Source organism: Nitratiruptor sp. YY08-10, assembly GCF_016629565.1.
Taxonomy (GTDB): Bacteria; Campylobacterota; Campylobacteria; order Campylobacterales; family Nitratiruptoraceae; genus Nitratiruptor.
In genome coordinates this window covers 434,239-452,808 of sequence record NZ_AP023057.1, presented here as the reverse complement: position 1 = coordinate 452,808, position 18,570 = coordinate 434,239, and the positions used below count along the sequence as shown (strand labels likewise).

The 18,570-nt window shown below is 41.2% G+C and carries 18 protein-coding genes; 2 read left to right on the top strand and 16 right to left on the bottom strand.

Translation table 11 applies throughout. From position 1 onward, the window contains the following. The first annotated feature begins 21 nt into the window (after nucleotides 1–21). Nucleotides 22–1,233 (top strand): metal-dependent hydrolase, encoded by a 1,212-nt coding sequence (locus JG735_RS02610; RefSeq protein WP_201335283.1) that lies wholly within the window; start codon nucleotides 22–24, stop codon nucleotides 1,231–1,233. Beyond that, the gene (gene sppA / locus JG735_RS02605; RefSeq protein WP_201335282.1) at nucleotides 1,226–2,116 is read left to right on the top strand and encodes a signal peptide peptidase SppA; all 891 of its coding nucleotides are present in this window, start codon (nucleotides 1,226–1,228) and stop codon (nucleotides 2,114–2,116) included. Before JG735_RS02610 ends, sppA begins: the two co-directional genes overlap by 8 nt. On the opposite strand, the gene JG735_RS02600 is transcribed toward sppA, so the two are convergent. Genes JG735_RS02600 through nadA form a run of 16 tightly spaced genes read right to left on the bottom strand, consistent with a single transcriptional unit; the run spans nucleotide 2,102 to nucleotide 18,546 of the window. Further along, on the bottom strand, nucleotides 2,102–2,464 hold the full coding sequence (locus JG735_RS02600; RefSeq protein WP_201335281.1) for a gamma-glutamylcyclotransferase: 363 nt from the start codon (nucleotides 2,462–2,464) through the stop codon (nucleotides 2,102–2,104). The genes sppA and JG735_RS02600 overlap by 15 nt on opposite strands. Next, the gene (gene xseA, locus JG735_RS02595) at nucleotides 2,454–3,704 is read right to left on the bottom strand and encodes an exodeoxyribonuclease VII large subunit (RefSeq protein WP_201335280.1); all 1,251 of its coding nucleotides are present in this window, start codon (nucleotides 3,702–3,704) and stop codon (nucleotides 2,454–2,456) included. The genes JG735_RS02600 and xseA overlap by 11 nt, the downstream gene beginning before the upstream one ends. After that, complete coding sequence (locus JG735_RS02590) at nucleotides 3,701–6,862, bottom strand: EAL domain-containing protein (protein WP_201335279.1); 3,162 nt, start codon at nucleotides 6,860–6,862, stop codon at nucleotides 3,701–3,703. Before JG735_RS02590 ends, xseA begins: the two co-directional genes overlap by 4 nt. Next, nucleotides 6,846–7,574 (bottom strand): bifunctional demethylmenaquinone methyltransferase/2-methoxy-6-polyprenyl-1,4-benzoquinol methylase UbiE, encoded by a 729-nt coding sequence (gene ubiE / locus JG735_RS02585; protein WP_201335278.1) that lies wholly within the window; start codon nucleotides 7,572–7,574, stop codon nucleotides 6,846–6,848. Before ubiE ends, JG735_RS02590 begins: the two co-directional genes overlap by 17 nt. Further along, a complete protein-coding gene (ribD, locus tag JG735_RS02580; RefSeq protein WP_201335277.1) occupies nucleotides 7,567–8,568 on the bottom strand; it encodes a bifunctional diaminohydroxyphosphoribosylaminopyrimidine deaminase/5-amino-6-(5-phosphoribosylamino)uracil reductase RibD in 1,002 nt (333 codons plus the stop codon). The genes ubiE and ribD overlap by 8 nt, the downstream gene beginning before the upstream one ends. Next, entirely contained in the window at nucleotides 8,562–8,990 is a 429-nt protein-coding gene (gene rimP, locus JG735_RS02575; RefSeq protein ID WP_201335276.1) for a ribosome maturation factor RimP, read from the bottom strand. The genes ribD and rimP overlap by 7 nt, the downstream gene beginning before the upstream one ends. Continuing rightward, nucleotides 8,987–9,337: a 30S ribosome-binding factor RbfA gene (rbfA, locus tag JG735_RS02570; protein WP_201335275.1), complete on the bottom strand. Its 351-nt coding sequence runs from the start codon at nucleotides 9,335–9,337 to the stop codon at nucleotides 8,987–8,989. The genes rimP and rbfA overlap by 4 nt, the downstream gene beginning before the upstream one ends. Before the next feature lie 9 nt (nucleotides 9,338–9,346). Beyond that, nucleotides 9,347–11,878 carry a translation initiation factor IF-2 gene (gene infB, locus JG735_RS02565; RefSeq protein WP_201335274.1) on the bottom strand — a complete coding sequence of 844 codons (2,532 nt, stop codon included), beginning with the start codon at nucleotides 11,876–11,878 and terminating at the stop codon, nucleotides 9,347–9,349. Further along, nucleotides 11,871–12,089, bottom strand: a complete 219-nt coding sequence (locus JG735_RS09935) for a DUF448 domain-containing protein (RefSeq protein WP_370583465.1) — start codon at nucleotides 12,087–12,089, stop codon at nucleotides 11,871–11,873. Before JG735_RS09935 ends, infB begins: the two co-directional genes overlap by 8 nt. A gap of 56 nt (nucleotides 12,090–12,145) precedes the next feature. Beyond that, a complete protein-coding gene (gene thrB, locus JG735_RS02555; protein ID WP_201335272.1) occupies nucleotides 12,146–13,027 on the bottom strand; it encodes a homoserine kinase in 882 nt (293 codons plus the stop codon). A gap of 3 nt (nucleotides 13,028–13,030) precedes the next feature. Beyond that, nucleotides 13,031–13,519 carry a hypothetical protein gene (locus JG735_RS02550; RefSeq protein ID WP_236584201.1) on the bottom strand — a complete coding sequence of 163 codons (489 nt, stop codon included), beginning with the start codon at nucleotides 13,517–13,519 and terminating at the stop codon, nucleotides 13,031–13,033. After that, entirely contained in the window at nucleotides 13,488–14,384 is an 897-nt protein-coding gene (gene lpxC / locus JG735_RS02545) for a UDP-3-O-acyl-N-acetylglucosamine deacetylase (protein WP_201335270.1), read from the bottom strand. The genes JG735_RS02550 and lpxC overlap by 32 nt, the downstream gene beginning before the upstream one ends. Before the next feature lie 40 nt (nucleotides 14,385–14,424). Next, nucleotides 14,425–15,780: a M23 family metallopeptidase gene (locus tag JG735_RS02540; RefSeq protein WP_201335269.1), complete on the bottom strand. Its 1,356-nt coding sequence runs from the start codon at nucleotides 15,778–15,780 to the stop codon at nucleotides 14,425–14,427. Further along, on the bottom strand, nucleotides 15,777–16,715 hold the full coding sequence (locus JG735_RS02535; protein WP_201335268.1) for a bifunctional oligoribonuclease/PAP phosphatase NrnA: 939 nt from the start codon (nucleotides 16,713–16,715) through the stop codon (nucleotides 15,777–15,779). The genes JG735_RS02540 and JG735_RS02535 overlap by 4 nt, the downstream gene beginning before the upstream one ends. Next, the gene (nadC, locus tag JG735_RS02530; RefSeq protein ID WP_201335267.1) at nucleotides 16,712–17,536 is read right to left on the bottom strand and encodes a carboxylating nicotinate-nucleotide diphosphorylase; all 825 of its coding nucleotides are present in this window, start codon (nucleotides 17,534–17,536) and stop codon (nucleotides 16,712–16,714) included. The genes JG735_RS02535 and nadC overlap by 4 nt, the downstream gene beginning before the upstream one ends. After that, on the bottom strand, nucleotides 17,533–18,546 hold the full coding sequence (nadA, locus tag JG735_RS02525) for a quinolinate synthase NadA (RefSeq protein ID WP_201335266.1): 1,014 nt from the start codon (nucleotides 18,544–18,546) through the stop codon (nucleotides 17,533–17,535). The genes nadC and nadA overlap by 4 nt, the downstream gene beginning before the upstream one ends. Nucleotides 18,547–18,570 lie beyond the last annotated feature (24 nt).

Sequence of the window (18,570 nt, the reverse complement as noted above, 5' to 3'; positions counted from 1 at the left end):
CAAATATTTCAAGGAGACTCGGTGCGAATTATCAAACCTTTTGCAATTCTCACTCCGCAAACAATCATACAAGATAAAGCTGTTGCATTTGATAAAAAAATCGAAGCTATCGATACGGTAGAAAATTTGATCAAAAAATATCCCAATGCAGCAGTCGAACATGATGAAAATGCTCTTTTGCTTCCAGGATTTGCAAATCCTCACCTCCATTTGGAATTTAGTGCAAACAAAGCAACGTTGCAATATGGCGACTTTATCCCGTGGCTGTACAGTGTCATACGACACCGAGAAGATCTCTTGCCGCTATGTGACGGGGCATGTTTAGAGCAAACCCTATGGTCCATCATCCAAACCGGAACCACCGCTATAGGCGCAATTAGTAGTTATGGAGAGGACCTGCAAGCCTGCGTCGATTCGGCTTTGAAAGTCGTCTATTTCAACGAAGTGATCGGTTCAAACGCTGCAACCGCCGATGTGATGTATGCCTCTTTTTTGGAGCGATTTCATCAAAGTAAAAAGCATGAAAACGAGCGATTTAAGGCAGCTGTCGCTATCCATTCGCCCTACTCTGTACATTACATCTTGGCCAAAAGAGCACTCGATATCGCTAAAAAATATGGCTCTTTGGTGTCTGTGCATTTTATGGAGAGCAGGGCTGAGCGAAAGTGGCTCGACAAAGGAAGCGGGGAGTTTGCCAAGTTTTTCAAAGAGTTTTTGAATCAGACAAGACCTGTGAATGACACAAAAAGCTTTCTTGAACTCTTCAAAGAGCTTCATACCCTTTTTGTCCATATGGTCTGGGCCAATGAAGAAGAGATTCAAACCATCGCTTCATATAACGCCCACATCATCCACTGTCCCATCTCAAACAGGCTGCTTGGCAACGGTGTTTTGAACCTTGAAAAAATAAAATCCATTCCGTATGCCATTGCTACAGACGGGCTCAGTTCCAACTATTCGCTTAATATGTATGAAGAACTAAAAGCCGCCCTTTTTGTCCATCCTTACAAAGAGGCTACCACATTTGCGAAAGAGCTGATTATCCGTGCAACTAAAGCAGGATATGATGCTCTTGGATTTGAGGGAGGTGAGATAGCTGTGGGAAAAGATGCGGACATGCAACTCATCGATCTGCCTGAAGGCTTAACAAATGTCGAAGATCTCTACCTCCATACAATTTTACATACAAAAAAACCCAAAAAAGTCTATATCCAAGGAGTAGAATATGTCTGAAAACAAAAACTCCATAACCTCTTTTTTTTCAACACTTTTTTCGCCTCTTACGGCACTTCTTGATTTTTTGCAAAAATATTTCAAAGGTATTTTGCTTCTCATCGCTCTATTGCTTCTTATAGGAGCTTTGCAAAAAACGACGCTGCAAAAGCCAAACCTTATGGAGATACGACTCAATGGCCCTATCATCGATGCAAAGAATATCCTCAAAAAAATAGAGTTGGCCGAACAGCCAAACATCAAAGGGGTTCTTTTCGTAGTCAGTTCACCGGGAGGTGCGGTAGCCCCAAGTATTGAAATATCGCGAGCCATCAAACGACTCAATGCTAAAAAACCGGTCATCACCTATGCCGCCGGAACACTGGCAAGTGGAAGCTACTACGCCTCTATCTGGAGCAAAAAGATTATCGCCAATCCAGGAAGTGCAGTCGGTTCCATCGGTGTGATTTTAGAAGCTCCAAATCTTAAAGGCTTGCTCGATAAACTTGGCGTTGCTCCACAAGTGGTCAAAGCCGGAAAATATAAAGAGGCCGGAACGCCATTTCGGCCATGGAAAACATATGAAAAGGAGGAGCTGCAAAAAGTCATCAACGATACCTATGATATGTTTGTGCACGATGTAGCAAAAGCAAGGGGGCTGGATCCAAAAAACAAAGATCAATTTGCCGAAGCACATATTTTTACAGCTCGACAGGCTCAAAAAGTGGGACTCATCGATGAGATAGGTGACTATTTTTCAGCAAAAAAAGAGCTTGAAAAGATAAGCGGTGTTCGAAAAGCCATCTGGGCCAAAGAGGATCCGTGGGAAAAATTTATGGACCAAGTAGCACAAAAAAGCAGTACTATGATTGTGGATATGCTTTTTGGATTAAAACTTTTCTAAACAGTGCTTTTGCAAAAATGGTGGAGGATTGGTCACAAAGTAGGTATAGGCTTCATGCACAGTTCCTTGTTCATCCTTCACTTCAATTTTCGCTCTAAAGTAATAGCGGGGCACCTCTTCGAGTCTGTCAACTTGTTTCAATGTCCTCAAATCCACTTCGTACAGTTCCCCTTGCACTCTTTTGCCTTTGCCAGGCATGTCAATGAGATAGGGATAGATTTTTTTGGGCGCTATCATCGGGTATGGATGTAATGTTGTCGCATTTCCTAAAAAGATGGCGTTTTGCAGATAGTGATGATTGCAATACCCCTGTTTGAGCGTCCCGTATACAAACAGTTTATAATGCATCTTTGGACAGGATTTTCGCCAACGCTTTATAGTGTAGATCTTGTAATTCTACTTCATCTCCAACATCAATATCTTCAAGTGACACCGGTTTTCCGTTTTTAACCATCTGTGCACTGTTTTTTGGTATCTTTTTTGCTTCCATTGCCATTGTGAGCTTTTGCTGCAATGATGTAAGGTCTTGCTGTTTTTGCTTCCATATCCACTCAATTTTTTGATCAAAAAGCGTTTTGAGATGCGGTATCTCATGCGAACTGTTTTTCAATATCACAGTAATAGTTTCTTTCATCCGCTCTTTCATAATGGTAATCTCTTTTTCATAAAACTCAAGGCGCTTTTGGGGAGAGAGCTGGAAAAGGGAGTTTTGCAAATGATCAAGCTCTTGGGTTTTAAGTTGAAGTATCGTTTGCATCCGTTTTGTAAGGCGCTGCATCAGCAGATCAAGATGCATCAGCATCTCTTGCCGATCCGGTAAAATCATCTCCATCGCCGCGCTTGGCGTGGGAGCCCGAAGATCAGCGACAAAATCGCTGATCAAAAAATCGATCTCATGGCCTACTGCCGAGACTATAGGCGTTTTGGCTTCAAATATGGCATCAGCCACAATCTCTTCGTTAAATGGCCACAGATCCTCCAAACTTCCACCACCTCTTCCCACCACGATCACATCAACACCCAAACCGTCGGCATAGGCTATTGATCTTGCAATCATAGGTGCTGCATCGCTCCCTTGCACCAACGTATCGACAACATAGACTTTCACCAAAGGCCATCTGTTTTGAATGATACGGAGCATATCTTGCAGGGCAGCACCTGTCTGGGAAGTTACCAAGGCAATAGTTTGGATAAAATCTGGAAGCGGCTTTTTGAGTTCTGAGGCAAAATATCCCTTTTTCTCCAGTTTCGCTTTGAGCTGTTCAAATGCCAGTTGCAAAGAACCAACACCGGAAGGATGAAGTTCGGTAGCATAGAGTTGATACTCGCCTCTTGGTTTGTAAACGCCTATCTTTCCAGCTACAATCAGTTTTTGCCCATCCTCTACGCGAAACGGCACTTTCGCCAAAGCGCTTCGAAACATCACACATCGGATAACACTCTTTTCATCTTTTAGGCTAAAATAGAGATGCCCGCTGGTGTGATAAGTAGGTCGGCTCACCTCCCCCTCGACATACACCTCCACAAAGTGGGACTCTAACAGATTTTTGATCTGCTCATTGAGTTGTGAAACAGTATAGACATTCATCCAAGCATCCTCAAAATCGCCTCTTTGCGAACCGCCCGACTAAAATAGAATCCTTGCAGATAGTCACAGCCCCTCTCTTTCAAAAATTGCACGGACTGCGCATTTTCCACCCCTTCGGCTGTGATCTTGTACCCAAAAATCTTTCCTATTTCAATAATTTTTTCAACCAACTTGTCATTTTGATGTTCAAAAAGATCTAACACAAAACTTTTATCGATCTTGATCTCGTCTACATCCAAATCTCGCAAATAACTCAAAGAAGAGTATCCCGTTCCAAAATCGTCGATTGCAATTTCCACGCCATATTTTCGAAATGTTTTGATCAAAGCTTTTGCATATTCCACGTTTTGGATTAACGCATCTTCCACGATTTCAAAAATGAGTCCATCTGCATAATGGCTATTTTGTATCTTTTTCAATAGCGTCTCAACATATTTTCTGTTTATAAACTGCTCGGCTGAAATATTGATTGAAACTTTCACTTCTAAATAGCCTGATTCTCTGAGTATCTGAATCATTTGCAACGCTTCATCCAAAACATAATCGGTAATTTCATATAAAAGACGATTGCCTCGCGTATATGGGAAAAATTTATCAGGGAACAGCAATCCATACTCTTTTGAATTCCAGCGAAGCAGCCCCTCCATACCAATAATTTTTTCATTGCTTGCATCGACTTTCGGCTGATAGTAAAGCTCAAACTCTTTCTCTTTCAGCCCTCTTTCAATCGCTTTTTTCATAACCAAAAAGCGTTTTGACTCAAGATCCAACGCCTCATTGTAAAAGGTAAATCTGTTTTTTCCGCTCTTTTTCGAGTTGTACATAGCAATATCAGCATTGGTTATGATCTCATCCACACTCTGCTCGCCGGCCGGAAAAATATAGATCCCTATAGAGAAATTGATATCGAGGTCATACCCTCCTATCTGTTTTTGTCCGCTATATTCACTAATGAGTTTCTCTGCAACCAAAGTCGCATTATGAACAGCTTGTTCTTTATTTTTGGCGAGATCGACCAGAATAAGCGCAAACTCATCCCCGGCAATTCGAGCTACTATATCACCATCTTTCACAACTGCTTTAAGATTTTTCGCAACCTCTTTTAATACTTCGTCTCCCACAAAGTGTCCATACGAATCGTTGATATATTTAAAGTTGTCCAAATCGATAAAGAAAAAAGCATTACAATACCCCTCTTTAATGGCGTTCTTGCGCACAACTTCCAACTCTTCAACTATCTTTTTACGGTTAAAAATTTCTGTCAAAAGATCAAGTTCTATTCGTTTTTTTATCTCATCTTCCGCCTCTTTGAGCTCCGATACATCAAAAAAATGGGCTACATAATTGGTAATTTCTCCATTTTCATCTTTGATAGCGGTAATAGATAGAACTTCCGGATAGATCGTCCCATCTTTTTTCTTATTGTAAATTTCGCCTTTCCAGTATCCTTGATGTTTTATCGCATCCCACATTTGCTGATAAAACTCTTTGTCATGTATCCCAGATTTTAAAATGGAAGGATTTTTGCCTATTACCTCTTCGGCTTTATAACCGGTAATATCTTCAAAAGCTTTATTGACACGCAAAATTTTGCCAGAAGCATCCGTAATCGTAATAGCTTCGTGAGCATTAAACGTATGACTCAATAGCTTAAGCTCTTGCGTGAGCGCTTTCTCTTTTTGTTGCAATTCAATCTGCTCCAATCCATACACACAAAGTTCTGTCATACGATAAAGCTGATCCAAAATATGGAGTTTTATATCTTCTACATTTTTTATGCCTGCTACCAACAGATATCGGCACTCTTTTTTATAATGTAAAGGAAATACTAAAAAACCCTCGATACCCCCAAACTCTTTAGGAAGCTGTGGAAAATGTTCCAAATAGTATTGCTGCTCTCTTTTTGCCTTTTGAATCAAATCTACTATATATTTTTCTTGCAATTCAGAAATCGCAGCCGGAGTAATGTTTTCACTGAAAAGCGTTTCATGTCTTTTACAATCAAATAAAAAGAGAAATTGAAACAGCTCTGTTCTGTTGATTAAAATCGCATAGGCATTCAAAAGAGCAATCTCGTTATGAATAAAAAGAATATTTTCACTGAACTTGGAAAAAATCGTAGCCATTCGTTTCTCTATTTCACTCTCTTTGAAATATTGAGTAAATTCATGCAAAAGAGAGCTAAAAATCTTCACAAACAAAAGAAGTGATACAATGGCACCTAACCAAATAGCTATACTTATAAAAAGAGCTTTTTGCGCCTCAAGTTTGAGCCTCTCTTTCCATGCCAAAATATCTTTTAAAATAGCCTCTTCTACCGCAAAAAGCGTATCGATATAGTTTGTAGCAATCTGCCACCATCTCGTTTTATCTATAGCAACTGATTGATTATTGATAATTTTTTGTTTGATTGTTTGAATCTGCTCTTTTTTCTTGAAAGAGATCATTTTATTGTATACGATTCGTATTTTTACCGGCATAACATGTTTTAATCTCTTTTCCAACTCTTGCAATTCAATTTCTAAGCGCAATAGTTTTTGAAAGAGTGCATCGCTTTTCTTTTCATTGCCAATAATATAGGCAATAAGTGCCCGCTCTTGTCCATTAATCTCTGCAATTTTCAATATGGTGTTAAAACTCACTATCGTTTTAAAAAAGGTATTATTCAAAAAGTTATGTTCAAGCAGTTCGATACTGTGAATCAACTCTTTTATCACCGCTGAATAATGGTTTAAAACCTCTATCATATCGAGTCTATTTTTATCGAAGGCAGTTCGAAAAGTTTCTATACGCTTGATACGTTCAACTATTGTATTGAAGTGCTCTTGCATAAATGGAGAATATGCCTGGGCATTGTGCAATAGATATGTTTGGTACTCGTGTATCTTTTGATTGGTGATGGCACGCTGAAGTTTTAACTTTTGACAAAAGGTATGGCTTTGTAAACATGCTATTGATAGACCTCTCTCTTTTTGCAAACTCTTAATGAGATTGAGCGTATGCTTGGTATATCGAACGGTTTGTTCTAAATAGAGGCTTTTCGTATAGGCACTATACTTTTCATACACGTAACTGCTTGAAAAATAGAGCAGTCCAATAGCAGGAACGAGAAAGATGAGAGCGATCTTGAACTTCAGATTTTTAAGTAATTTTTCCATAATCTTGTTTTTGTGCTATAAACAGCGTTGATATGCCAAAGGAGAACCCTCGTACATAGCGCATGACAAATCCATTTCTTTCAAGCTCTCTGATAAGCTGTTCTGTTGTCAAAAAGTTATCGATAGAGTTTGGCAGATACTCATACGCCTCTTTGTTGCCTGAAACCAATCCTCCAATGGTTGGAAGTACCCTTTTCATATAAAATTCAACTATCCCATCCATCAAAGAGCGTTTTTCCCTTTTGGTAAATTCCAAAATAACAAGCATTCCCCCCGGTTTTAATATACGGTTGAATTCTTTGATAGCCTCTTCTCTTTCTACGACATTGCGAATGCCATAGGTGATACTCACAAAATCGCTGCTTTCATCTTCCAATGGCAAGCTTTGCGCAAACGCTTCCGTATATTCAAAATGAGGAAATTTCTGCTTTGCCACTTCCAACATACCTCGTGAGGGGTCAACACCGACATAGCGCTCGATCTCCAACCCTCTTTTTTGTGCCGTCTTCTCCCAAAACCCCAGCATATCACCTGTCCCGCACGCCACATCTGTAACCTGTTCAATATGATCTTTATTATACAGATCATACGCTTTTTGACATGCTCTTTTGCGCCAGGCGATATCACTCCCGAAACTGAGAACCCTGTTTGCCAGATCATAACTCTTTGCAATATCATCAAACATTGTAACAATTTTTTTCTGTTTATCCATTTTTGCTCCATATCATCGTATCTGTTCCGCATGTTTGTTGGTGTAAAAATCGAAGTTTTTGTGACACTTGGTACCTCTTTCCCTCTTGGAGTACAGGAGCGACGAAAAAAAGATACCAGTTTGCCAAATCCTTTGTAGCTTCCAACATCCCTTCTCCACCTTCGATCATCACATATCGATAATTTTTTATTCTATCAAGAGTCTCTTCAATAAAGACTTTTCTGTTTGGAACATGAAAAAGAGGAATATTGTTATCAAACTTTTTGTTTCTTGAATAGATAAGAATATCAGGGGCTTTGCCTCCTACCATCCTTGCATCAAGAATAGGTCTGTCCGTTCGAACGGTATTGCCTCCGATAACAAGGAGATCTATCTTGTCCCGCAATGCATGGACAAATCGCCTCGATTCTTCACAGGATATGATACCACCATCTATAACACCATTGAGCGTTTGTGCAAGTTTGAAAAGAGTAAATGTGTTTGAGCGCCACTGAAGAAACGGCTCTATCAGCACCTTTGCCCGTTCCTCTTGTATGCCGATATCCACTTGTATTCCACAGTTTCGTAAAAAACTTGCTCCACCTGCTGCTTCCTCATTGGGATCTTGTACACCTATAGCAACTCTTTGGAAACCCAACTTTTTTATCAGAAGTGAACAGGGCGGAGTTTTGCCAAAATGGTTACATGGCTCCAACGTCACATAGATTGTCGCATTATGAAACAGATCTTTTGCGTTGGCTACAAGATATTCATGGAGTTCCAAAGCATCTTGGAGATGATGAATATGTTCATCACCTGTCAAAGCGTAATACGCCTCTTTGATCGCTTCAACTTCTGCATGAGGAGCGCCGGCCTTTGTATGTGCACCTTTGCTTATAAAACAATTATCGATTGCGACAACTGCACCGACTGCAGGATTTGGATAGGTAAGACCTTGATATCGCCAGGCTTCTTGCAAGGCGATATCCATAAAGAAGATATCGTAGTTTACCATTCAAAAATGGTCTTTGCAGATGTAATTTGATCAAATGGAACCTCTACTGGACCGTTCTTCGTTTGAAGCGTGAGAATATTGTCGTGAAAATCTTTTAATGTTCCTTCGATCGTTTCTCCATCACTTTTCGTTACACGCACCTTTTCACCGACAGATAATTCAAAATGAGACGGCTTTTTCAGTTTTCGCTCTACTCCCGGTGAGCTGACCTCAAGATTATAATCGCCGCTTACCGGAGGATGAACATCGAGAAGCGGTGAAATGAGGTTGGAGACTTCAACGCACTTTTGCAGATCCACCCCTTCGGGTGCCGTAATCGTTACACGATATACCGTTTTGCCTCGATCGCTTACCATCTCGATATCATACAGCTTCGCCCCGCAGCTCTCAACGATTTGTTTAATCTCTTGTTCCAGATTCACTTCTCTTCCTTTATCTTTGCAAAAAGCTCTTCGATTCGCTTTTGCTCTTCAAGCATCTCATCAAATTGGAAATGAAGCTTAGGGCACTTGAACCATCCGCTTGACTCCAAACAGTAAGACTGTATGATGGGTGCCGCACGTTTTAGATGTTTGAGTATCTCTTTTTGCTCTTCTGGGGTATAGATCGATTTATCGATATAGACATCAGCATCGTACATCCCGCGCTTTACATCGACTTCTGTCACGGTCAGGCCTCGAAGCATTGCATCATCGAGTGTGCCAAGAGCTTCCGCTATGAGTTCTCGAAGCAGAGACGCTGCTCTTTTTTCCTTGAGACCTTTTTTCATTTCCTCTCCTTACAGCGTTGCTGCCTCTTCCACTTCTTTGTAGGCTTCTATCACATCACCTACTTTGATATCGTTGAAATTTTCTATCATCAAACCGCACTCATACCCTTTCGTCACCTCTCGCACATCCTCTTTGAACCGTTTGAGTGAGCTTATCTTACTGTCATAAATGACAACACCGTCTCGAATAACTCGTGCTTTTGCATTTCGCTCAATGACGCCATCTGTCACAAGACATCCCGCAACAGTACCGATTTTTGGCACGTTAAACGTCTCTCGAACTTCTGCCTGTCCGATAGTCTCTTCTTTGATAATCGGACTGAGCATTCCTGAAAGAAGTGCTTTTACATCATCGATCAAATCATAGATGATTGAATAGGTTTTGATATTGACACCGAGCTGTTTCGCTTTCTCTTTCACTGCACCGGTTGGTCGAACGTTGAAGCCTAAAATCACGGCATTCTCACTGGCGTCTGCAAGGGTTACATCGCTTTCACTGATAGCACCGACTCCAGCATGGATAATATCGACCTTCACCTCTTCGTTTTTGAGTTTTTCCAAACTTCCCTTGATCGCTTCGAGGCTTCCCTGGGTATCGGCTTTGATGATAACAGGAAGCTTTTTGAGCTGGCCCTCTTTCACAAGTTGACTGAGCTCTTCAAGGCTTACCTTTGTTGTTTTGGAAAGCTCTTTTTGCCGCTCATATTCGGCCCTTCTTTCGGCATACATTCTTGCTTCTTCAGCATCTTTCACAGCAACCAAAATTTCACCGGCAGGCGGCACTTTGTCAAGTCCGACAACGACTCCCGGCTCACTCGGTTTTCGCTCTTTGATCATTTTGCCAAGGTCATCGATAATGGCTCGTACCCGGCCAAAGGCCACTCCACAAACAACGTGGTCGCCAACTTTGAGCGTACCGTTTTTGACGATGACCGTGGCAACAGGGCCTCTTCCTTTTTCCAAAGAACTCTCGATAACTACTGCTTTGGCCTCTCTTTTAGGGTTGGCTTTGAGTTCCATGATCTCTGCTTGGAGTAAAATCGTATCCAATAGATCATCTACACCCTGCCCCGTTTTCGCACTCACTTCCACAAACTCATATTCACCACCCCACTCAGTCGGAGTGATACCGATTTCAGCAAGCTGCGATTTTACAAGATCCGGATTGGCTTCCGGTTTGTCAATCTTGTTGATTGCCACGATCATAGGTACATCAGCCGTTTTTGCATGATTCACGGCTTCAACGGTTTGTGGTTTGACCCCATCATCAGCTGCAACTACGATAATGGCGATATCTGTTGCTTGCGCACCTCGAGCTCGCATCTCGGTAAACGCTTCGTGTCCCGGCGTATCGATAAAGGTGATACGTTTTCCATCTTTTTCGATCATATATGCACCGATATGCTGGGTAATTCCACCCGCCTCACGCTCGGCTATCTTGGAGTTTCTGATATAGTCAAGTAGTGATGTTTTTCCGTGATCCACATGCCCCATAATGGTAATGACCGGAGGTCTCTCTTCAAGATACTCATCTTCAACGGCATCATATACTTTCACATAATCAAGCTCTTCAAGCACATTTTTGATTTTTATCTCTACATCGAACTCTTCTGCCAAAATCTCTAACGTCTCTTTATCCAAAAAGTCGTTTTTTGTAGCCATCATTCCAAGATTGAAAAGTACTTTGATTACTTCACCGACACTTTTGCCAATCTTTTCGGCAAACTCATAAACCCGGACCTCCTCCGGAAGTTCAACGACTTTGATTTCGGTTTCGCTTTTGTTCTCTTTTTTCTTTCGTTTTTTCTTTTTGCTTCGACTGATCCCTTGCTGCTCTATCGCAAAACTTTTTCTTGCCACTTTGACCTGTTTATTTTTCTTTTGTGGCTCTTTTGGTTTTTGTTCCTCTTCAACTTTTTGTAGCTCCTCGCTAAAATCAGGAAGGACGACAACTTCCTCTTCAAGCTCCATACTCACATCGCTCAGGTCTCTGTCTTCAAGAATTTCAATTTTTTTGCCTTCATTCTTTTTCGTCGGAGGAGTACTCTTTTTCGCTTTTTTCGGCTTTCTTTTCAATGTTAAAGGAGTCTCTTTTTCAGTAGAAACTTGTGGCGTCTCCTCTTTCGCTTCTTTTTCTTCAACTTTCGGCTCAACTTTTGGCCGTTTCTTTTTCACGATAACAAGGCCTCGTCTTTTTTTCAATGAAGGAGGCGTCAAGGACTCTTCAACGCTTTTCTTCTCCTGTGGCTTCTCTTCTTCTTTCTTCGATGCAGCAACTTTCTCTTCTGCCTCTTTTTTCACTTCTTCTTTTGGTTTTTCCTCTTTTTTTGGAGCACTCTTCTTCGGTTTCTCTTGCGGTTTTGCAGCCACCGGCTCAGCCGGTCCATTGATAATATAGTCTGTCAATTTTTCCGCTTCTTCAAAACTGACTCCACTAGACGGAGACTTAACTTTTAATCCCATCTCCTGAGCTTTTTGAAGTACATCTTTGCTTTTGAGGCCAAGTTCACTGGCAATCTCATGGATTCGAACTTTATCCATTATCTACAATCTCCTTTAACATTTTCAAAGCCGAAATTGGATCTATTTTACAGATTCGAGCGAGGCTTTTTTGCAGTTTTTTGTCATCCAAGCAGGAATTGCATATATAAAAGCTTCTTCCAACCCCCTGGTAACGAGTAATTTTCTTTTCTATACATTGCACTCTTATCAGCTTCTCTTGCGGCTCTCTTTTTCTGCAATGTATGCACATTCTTACTGGCTTTGACATTGGGGCTAATTATATCAAAAAATAGCTTTTTACCAAAACTACTCTTCAATAATCAATCCCTCATTATCAAAATCGAGTATCTTGACCTGATATTTCGTAAATCGATCCTTTAAAACCTTAGCAAGTTCTTTGGCTCTAGATTCATAACACAGATTGAAAAAGGTGGAACCACTGCCAGAAAGAGTGCTCATCAAAGCACCCTTTTGCAAGGCCAGCTTTTGCAGTTCAAAAAGCTCAGGCAATCCACGCATCCGGATATCTTGATGCAGTTTGTCCATCGAAGCGATGCGGAGCATCTCCCAATTTTCACTAAAAAAGGCCGCTGTAAGAAGTGAACTGCGAGAAACGTTATAGACTACATCGCTCATAGGAAAGCGCTTGGGTAGTTTTGTTCGTGAATGGGCCGTAGAAATAGGCCTGTTGGGGATCACCACGACAGCTTTGAGATTTTTAGGGATCTCTTTTTTTAGGCTATACACTTTGTTATTCTCAACAACTGCCACATTGAATCCACCCATTACCGCAGGAGTGATGTTGTCCGGATGGGGTTCATAAATAAGAGCGAGGTTCAGGAGTTTTTCCCTGGGAATAGCAACGCCCGCCATCGCATATGCAGCAGCAATAGCACTCACAATCACCGCCGAGCTGCTTCCAAGGCCTCTGGAAAGGGGTATTTTGTTGATAAAGGTAAATCGAAATTTATCTGTGTGCCCTACCAGTTTACGATAGTGCTCGTTAAAAATGGAGATAAAAAGATTGTTCCCTTTAAGCCGAACATTGTTGGCACCTTCACCTTTAATGGAGATACTGAAAAATCTGCTCTTTTTTATCTTGACAATATTTCTCAGATCCAGAGCCAATCCCAATGTATCAAACCCTGGACCAAGATTGGCACTTGTTGCTGGTACGCTGATGATCAAATGCTACACCTTTACTGCCGGAAGAATATAGAGTGGCGCAATATCTTCTTGACTGCAACGAATCTCATCGATGCTTTTTGGCAATTGAAAAGTCACGGCACCGTATCCTTCCAGTTTTTTGGTGGAAATTGTATCATTTTCTTTGACAAAGTAGTGTGAACCGTAGGCTTTAATAGGCTGATTATTTGTAAATTCGAATCCGTCACATCCAAATAGGGTAATTCCTTTTGCAATGTGAAGGGTTTTTAAAAAGATATACACTAGCTTGATAGACATAAAGCTTCCCGGCCCTCTTGCGAAATAGACGCTTTTTATCTCATATCGATTCATAAGTGACTGAAAGATGGAAGGCAAAATATCGCTGGTTTTTTTGTAGGACTCTATCGTCTCAATACGTTTGCCATCTTGATAGACACCAACTAAAATAGGTGTAGCCAGCGCTACAAGAACGATATCCACCTCACTCTTTTGCGCAGGCTGCTCCAATGACATACCCTTCCTGCATAGTTGTAGAAGCCTCTACAATCTCATAATTGCTGTGCTCTTCCAACAGTTTCACTGTTAACAAATGGTTGAGATGGTGGCTTCCGGCAAAAGATTCGTACATTCCCATGACCGGCATGCCAAGCAAGGAGAGATCTCCGATTGCATCCAAAATTTTATGGCGCACAAACTCATCTTCAAACCGCAAGCCATCTGGATTTAAAATCTTCTTTTCATCAAGAACGATTGCATTGTCTAGACTCCCCCCTTGGGCCAAGCCGATGCTTCGTAGATACTGCACTTCATGCAAAAAACCGAAAGTTCTGGCTCTTGCAATCTCTTCAAGAAATTTTTTCTTGCTAAACTCAAAATGGTAATGCTCCTTACCGATAACCGGGTGATCAAAATGAATGGTAAAATCAAAAGAGAGTGTATCGGCAGGCTTGAGTCGAACATATTTGTCCCCATCCCTTACCTCGACTTCACTTTTTACCCGAAGTACTTTTTTGGTGCTTTTTTGTTCCATTATCCCAGCTTCATCCAAAAGCATACAGTAGCTGATGGCACTGCCGTCCATTATGGGGACCTCATCATGATCCAAAATGATCAATAGATTGTCGATACCATACCCATACACTGCACTCATGAGATGTTCTATGGTAGAAATAACGACATCATCTTTGCCAAGAACCGTTGCCATCTTTGTATCGACAACATTTTGGGGCTTGAGTTCGATATATCTGTTTTTATCTTTTCTGTAAAAAAGAATACCGCTGTTTTCTTCCAGCGGCTCCAGGCGCATAGTAACGGGAACCCCTTTGTGTAGTCCAATCCCTACAACTTCCACACTTTTTGCAATCGTTCTTTGTCTCATACAAGACCTTTAACTTCAATTGATTTCATTGTACCACATTTTATTTGGAATTGATGATCTTTTTTGCCTCTTTCAAGACATCGATAATATTGTCTTTGATCCATTTTTTGTCCATCCATTCTTTGGGTCGAACCTCCACTCCCTGCACCAATACGCCAAAATGGAGATGGTCACCAAGAGCCAGTCCTGTATTTCCTGTCTTTGCGATCGTCTCACCACGCTCAACTTGATCACCTTTTTTCACAAACAGGGTTGAACAGTGACCATAAAGTGTATACAGACCTAACCCGTGGGAAATAAGCGGCATATTGCCATAGATACCGTTATAATCGGCAAAAACAACATCACCAGGATTGCTCGCTTTTATAGGAGCCGCTCGTGTGCTTGCAAGATCCAGTCCCAAATGATACGATTCGCTAACAAGCTTTCCATGATAGTAATAGTACCGATGATCTCCAAAACTGGCGACTCTCGCTCCATTTTTCAAAGGATAAAAAGGTTTGATTGAAAAAGAGTCAAACATCTCCTTTGGCACTTTGGAGGTAAGCTTGTGAATCAACTGTTCGTTTCGCTCTCTGAGCGTTTCATTGACAAACTTGAATTTTTCCAAAGGATCCATTTTGGCCGTCTCTGGATAATCTTCGGCCAGGAGCGCTACTTTTCCTTCCAAAAAGTTCTTTTTGAGGGTTATTTTGCTGACACGATATTTTTTATTGAGGAGATACAGAGGAACATGTACTTTGCTTCGATTGCCTGCTTTGTCATAGGCTACCAACGTTGCTCGAAATCTTTTTTGGGTCACCGGCCATGCGATCAGTGCTGCATAGTATCCCTCTTCGTAAAAAGGCTGAGCATAAAACCTTTTACCAAAATTGGTCTGTACATAAAACTCCTTTAAATTATCGTCATTGCAGTGAAAAACGACAAGAGCACTGCCGCCTTTCGTAATAGAATAGGAGTTATTGACCAAATAGAGTTCAGGACGCTTCGTATCGATGATAATTTTGATATCTTTTACACTTCGATTCCCTAAAAAATAGTGCCAAAGACTCTTATCCTGTACTTCAATATGCAATATCGCCCTATTTCTTGGAAATTCGAGTTTCATCGGCCTTTCAAGGGAAAGTTGTACCTCTTTTGGAGGATTTTCGAAAGTTCTTTGCTCAAGAACTTCTCTGTTTTTCCCGTCATCCATTGTCACCGTATACGATTTGATGCCGGAATTGTCCGAAATTTTAATATCAATCGGCTTTCGAAGATTCCAGTACAGTTTCGATGCAATCTGTATAGAAGGCTTTTGACGCTCAAACAGTTCTGAAGTCAAAATCCAGTAAAAAATCAAACCCAAAAGTGCAATGATAAACAGTACAAGATAGAGTCTGCCTTTTTTTCTCAATCTATCTCCTTTTTCAAAACTTCCAACAATGCATCCAAGACCTTTTCAAAAGATGTCTCTTGCGCAGTAAAGCCTGCAGCCCTTTTGTGTCCACCGCCACCAAACATAATCGCAATGACACTTACATCCACCTCATTTTTCGAACGCAAAGAGACTTTGATACGGCCATCCTCTTCTTCTCTCAATAAAATAGCCACTTCCACAGTGACAAGGCTTCTTGCCATATTCAAAGCATCATCAGCCATCTCTTTGGTACCGCCGCTTTTTCTAAGCATCTCCTGTGTCACCCTCACCACAGCCACTTTTGCGTTGAGCCGTAACTCCAACGTTTCCAAGACATACGTAATAAGCCGAATTTTACTCAAAGGCTCCCGCATCGTCAGCATTGTGGCGACATATTCTGGAATAACGCCTTTTTCACAAAGCTCTTTTGCAAACTCGAAGGTTTTTGCATTGACAGTATCATATTTGAAAAAACCGCAATCATCTACCAAAGCTGTATAAAAACAGATAGCGGCATTTTTATCAACCGGCAATTCGTGATTTTTAGCAAACTCATACACTACTTGCGATGTAGAAGCATACTCTGGTTGGATGATGTTTACATCGCCATAAAGGGTATTGCTTTTATGGTGATCAAAATTGATCAAAAATGCCTCTTTTTCTTCGATACCAAGTCTGTCGAAACTGCCACAATCAAAACTGATCATGAGTTCATAAGAGGATGGAAGCTGTTTTTTGACCTTTTCAATGCCAGGCAAAAAGTCAAGGTTGTAAGGCAACTCTGTTGTATTGACGACAACCGCTTTTTTACCCATTTTTTGCAAAATATGATACATCCCAAGGGCGCTTCCCAATGTATCTGCATCGGGATTGACATGGGTCAGCAGTACGATCCTGTTCACTTCTTGAATCTTTCGTAGAGCCTCGGTCATATCTCCACTTTCATAGATAGATCCGGCCATACAGCTTGATGCACGATACTGCCGCTACTGATGGCATCCACACCGGTTTGTATATATTTTTCAATATTTTCTAATGTAACATTTCCACTCGCTTCCAAAAGCACATGAGGAAAGGCTTCATTTCTAAGCCGAACCACTTGCCGAATGCTCTCAAAATCCATATTGTCACACATCACAATGTCTGCACCCGCTTCCATAGCGATTTGTGCGGTTTGTAATGTTTCAGCCTCAACCTCGATCTTCGCTGTAAAAGGGATCGATTTTCGAGCTCTTTGTATCGCTTCTTTAAGATTGTCAACGCCCAAAATAGCAAGGTGCGTATCTTTTATCATCAAACAGTCATCCAGCCCCATCCTGTGATTCGTCACACCACCAATTCGCGCAGCATATTTTTCAAATACTCGGAGTTTGGGTCTTGTTTTTCTCGTATCCAAAATATGGATTTTTCCCTGTGCAGTCTCGCAAAACGCCCTTGCTTTTGCAGCTATGCCAGAAGCGTGAGAGAGTGTATTCAAAATGGTTCTTTCAGCTTGTAAAAGGTGGATTGAGTCTCCAAAAAGCATACAGATAACATCCCCTTTTTCGAAACCCTCTCCATCATTTTTTTCCCACCTTGTCTCTAGTTCAAGATATTGGGCAAAGGGTTCTACGTATGCCTGACCTGCTAAAACACCTTCGGATTTGGCCACAATTTTCGCTGCGGCCTTTTTAGACTCTGCAACTCTTTCAAACAAGTCGCCTCTTCCTATATCCTCTTCAAAAGCCTCTATCATAAAATCTAACGGATTCACTTCGCCTCCACATACTCAAACATTCGCTCCAGTGCCACTTTTGCCCATTTCCTCGTCTCTTCGTCCACGAAGATTTCGTTTAAAACCGCATTGCTCTCAATCCCTTCAAGGACATTGACCACATCTTCCAGTGTCGTTTCATTCATCGTAGGACACTCCGGTTTTGTCGAAGAAAGCACATAGGTATTTTTTGGTCTGAGTCTATGTACTAAGTTGTATTCCGTTCCTACGGCTACTTTTTGATCAATTGGCAACGATTGAACATATTTGATAATCTGACTCGTTGAACCGACAAAATCGGCAGCCTCACACACACTTGGATCACACTCTGGATGTACAGCTATTTTGATTCCCGGATATCTCTTTCGGAAAAACTCCACATCTTTGAGGGTAAAAAGCTGATGAACGGAACAAAAACCGTTGTAGCAGATGATATCTGCATCTTTGATCGCTTCATTGGAATCGATTCCAATAACAGCACTTTTTAACCCCATCATTCTTGCTACATTTTGTCCAAGACATCGATCAGGGACGAAAAGGATCTTTTTCCCACTTTGCAACGCTTTTTCAATAATCTTCACCGCACTGCTGCTGGTACAGACTGCTCCACCCATCTGCCCTACTTTTGCTTTGACTTCCGCACCACTGTTGATATATGTGATTGGCAAAATATCCTCTTTTTCGATACCTGCATCCACCATCGCCTGGACCGATTCATCAAAGTAGGTGCTATCGATCATTCTTGCCATGGCGCAGCATGCAATTTTTGGCATAACAACCCTTTTTTCCGGGGCCAAAATCTTGACGCTTTGCCCCATGAATCCCACACCACAAAAGAGTATCCACTCGTTTTCACTCTCTTTTGCCTTTTTTGCAAGTTCCAAACTGTCACCAGTAATATCAGCAATTTCATACACTTCATCTTTTTGATAATAATGTGCAACGATCGTTACACCCAACTTCTCTTTGAGTTCTTGTATACGCTTTTGCAATATATGAAAATCACTCAAGCAGGCTCCTTATAGTTGCTATCA

Coding starts and splice junctions, on each gene's coding strand:
- infB (WP_201335274.1), bottom strand. CDS start 11,878: ATGGATAAAGTTCGAATCCATGAGATTGCCAGTGAACTTGGCCTCAAA.
- JG735_RS09935 (WP_370583465.1), bottom strand. CDS start 12,089: ATGTGCATACATTGCAGAAAAAGAGAGCCGCAAGAGAAGCTGATAAGA.
- JG735_RS02600 (WP_201335281.1), bottom strand. CDS start 2,464: ATGCATTATAAACTGTTTGTATACGGGACGCTCAAACAGGGGTATTGC.
- JG735_RS02590 (WP_201335279.1), bottom strand. CDS start 6,862: ATGGAAAAATTACTTAAAAATCTGAAGTTCAAGATCGCTCTCATCTTT.
- sppA (WP_201335282.1), top strand. CDS start 1,226: ATGTCTGAAAACAAAAACTCCATAACCTCTTTTTTTTCAACACTTTTT.
- ribD (WP_201335277.1), bottom strand. CDS start 8,568: ATGGTAAACTACGATATCTTCTTTATGGATATCGCCTTGCAAGAAGCC.
- xseA (WP_201335280.1), bottom strand. CDS start 3,704: ATGAATGTCTATACTGTTTCACAACTCAATGAGCAGATCAAAAATCTG.
- JG735_RS02550 (WP_236584201.1), bottom strand. CDS start 13,519: ATGTCATTGGAGCAGCCTGCGCAAAAGAGTGAGGTGGATATCGTTCTT.
- ubiE (WP_201335278.1), bottom strand. CDS start 7,574: ATGGATAAACAGAAAAAAATTGTTACAATGTTTGATGATATTGCAAAG.
- JG735_RS02535 (WP_201335268.1), bottom strand. CDS start 16,715: ATGACCGAGGCTCTACGAAAGATTCAAGAAGTGAACAGGATCGTACTG.
- lpxC (WP_201335270.1), bottom strand. CDS start 14,384: ATGAGACAAAGAACGATTGCAAAAAGTGTGGAAGTTGTAGGGATTGGA.
- rbfA (WP_201335275.1), bottom strand. CDS start 9,337: ATGAAAAAAGGTCTCAAGGAAAAAAGAGCAGCGTCTCTGCTTCGAGAA.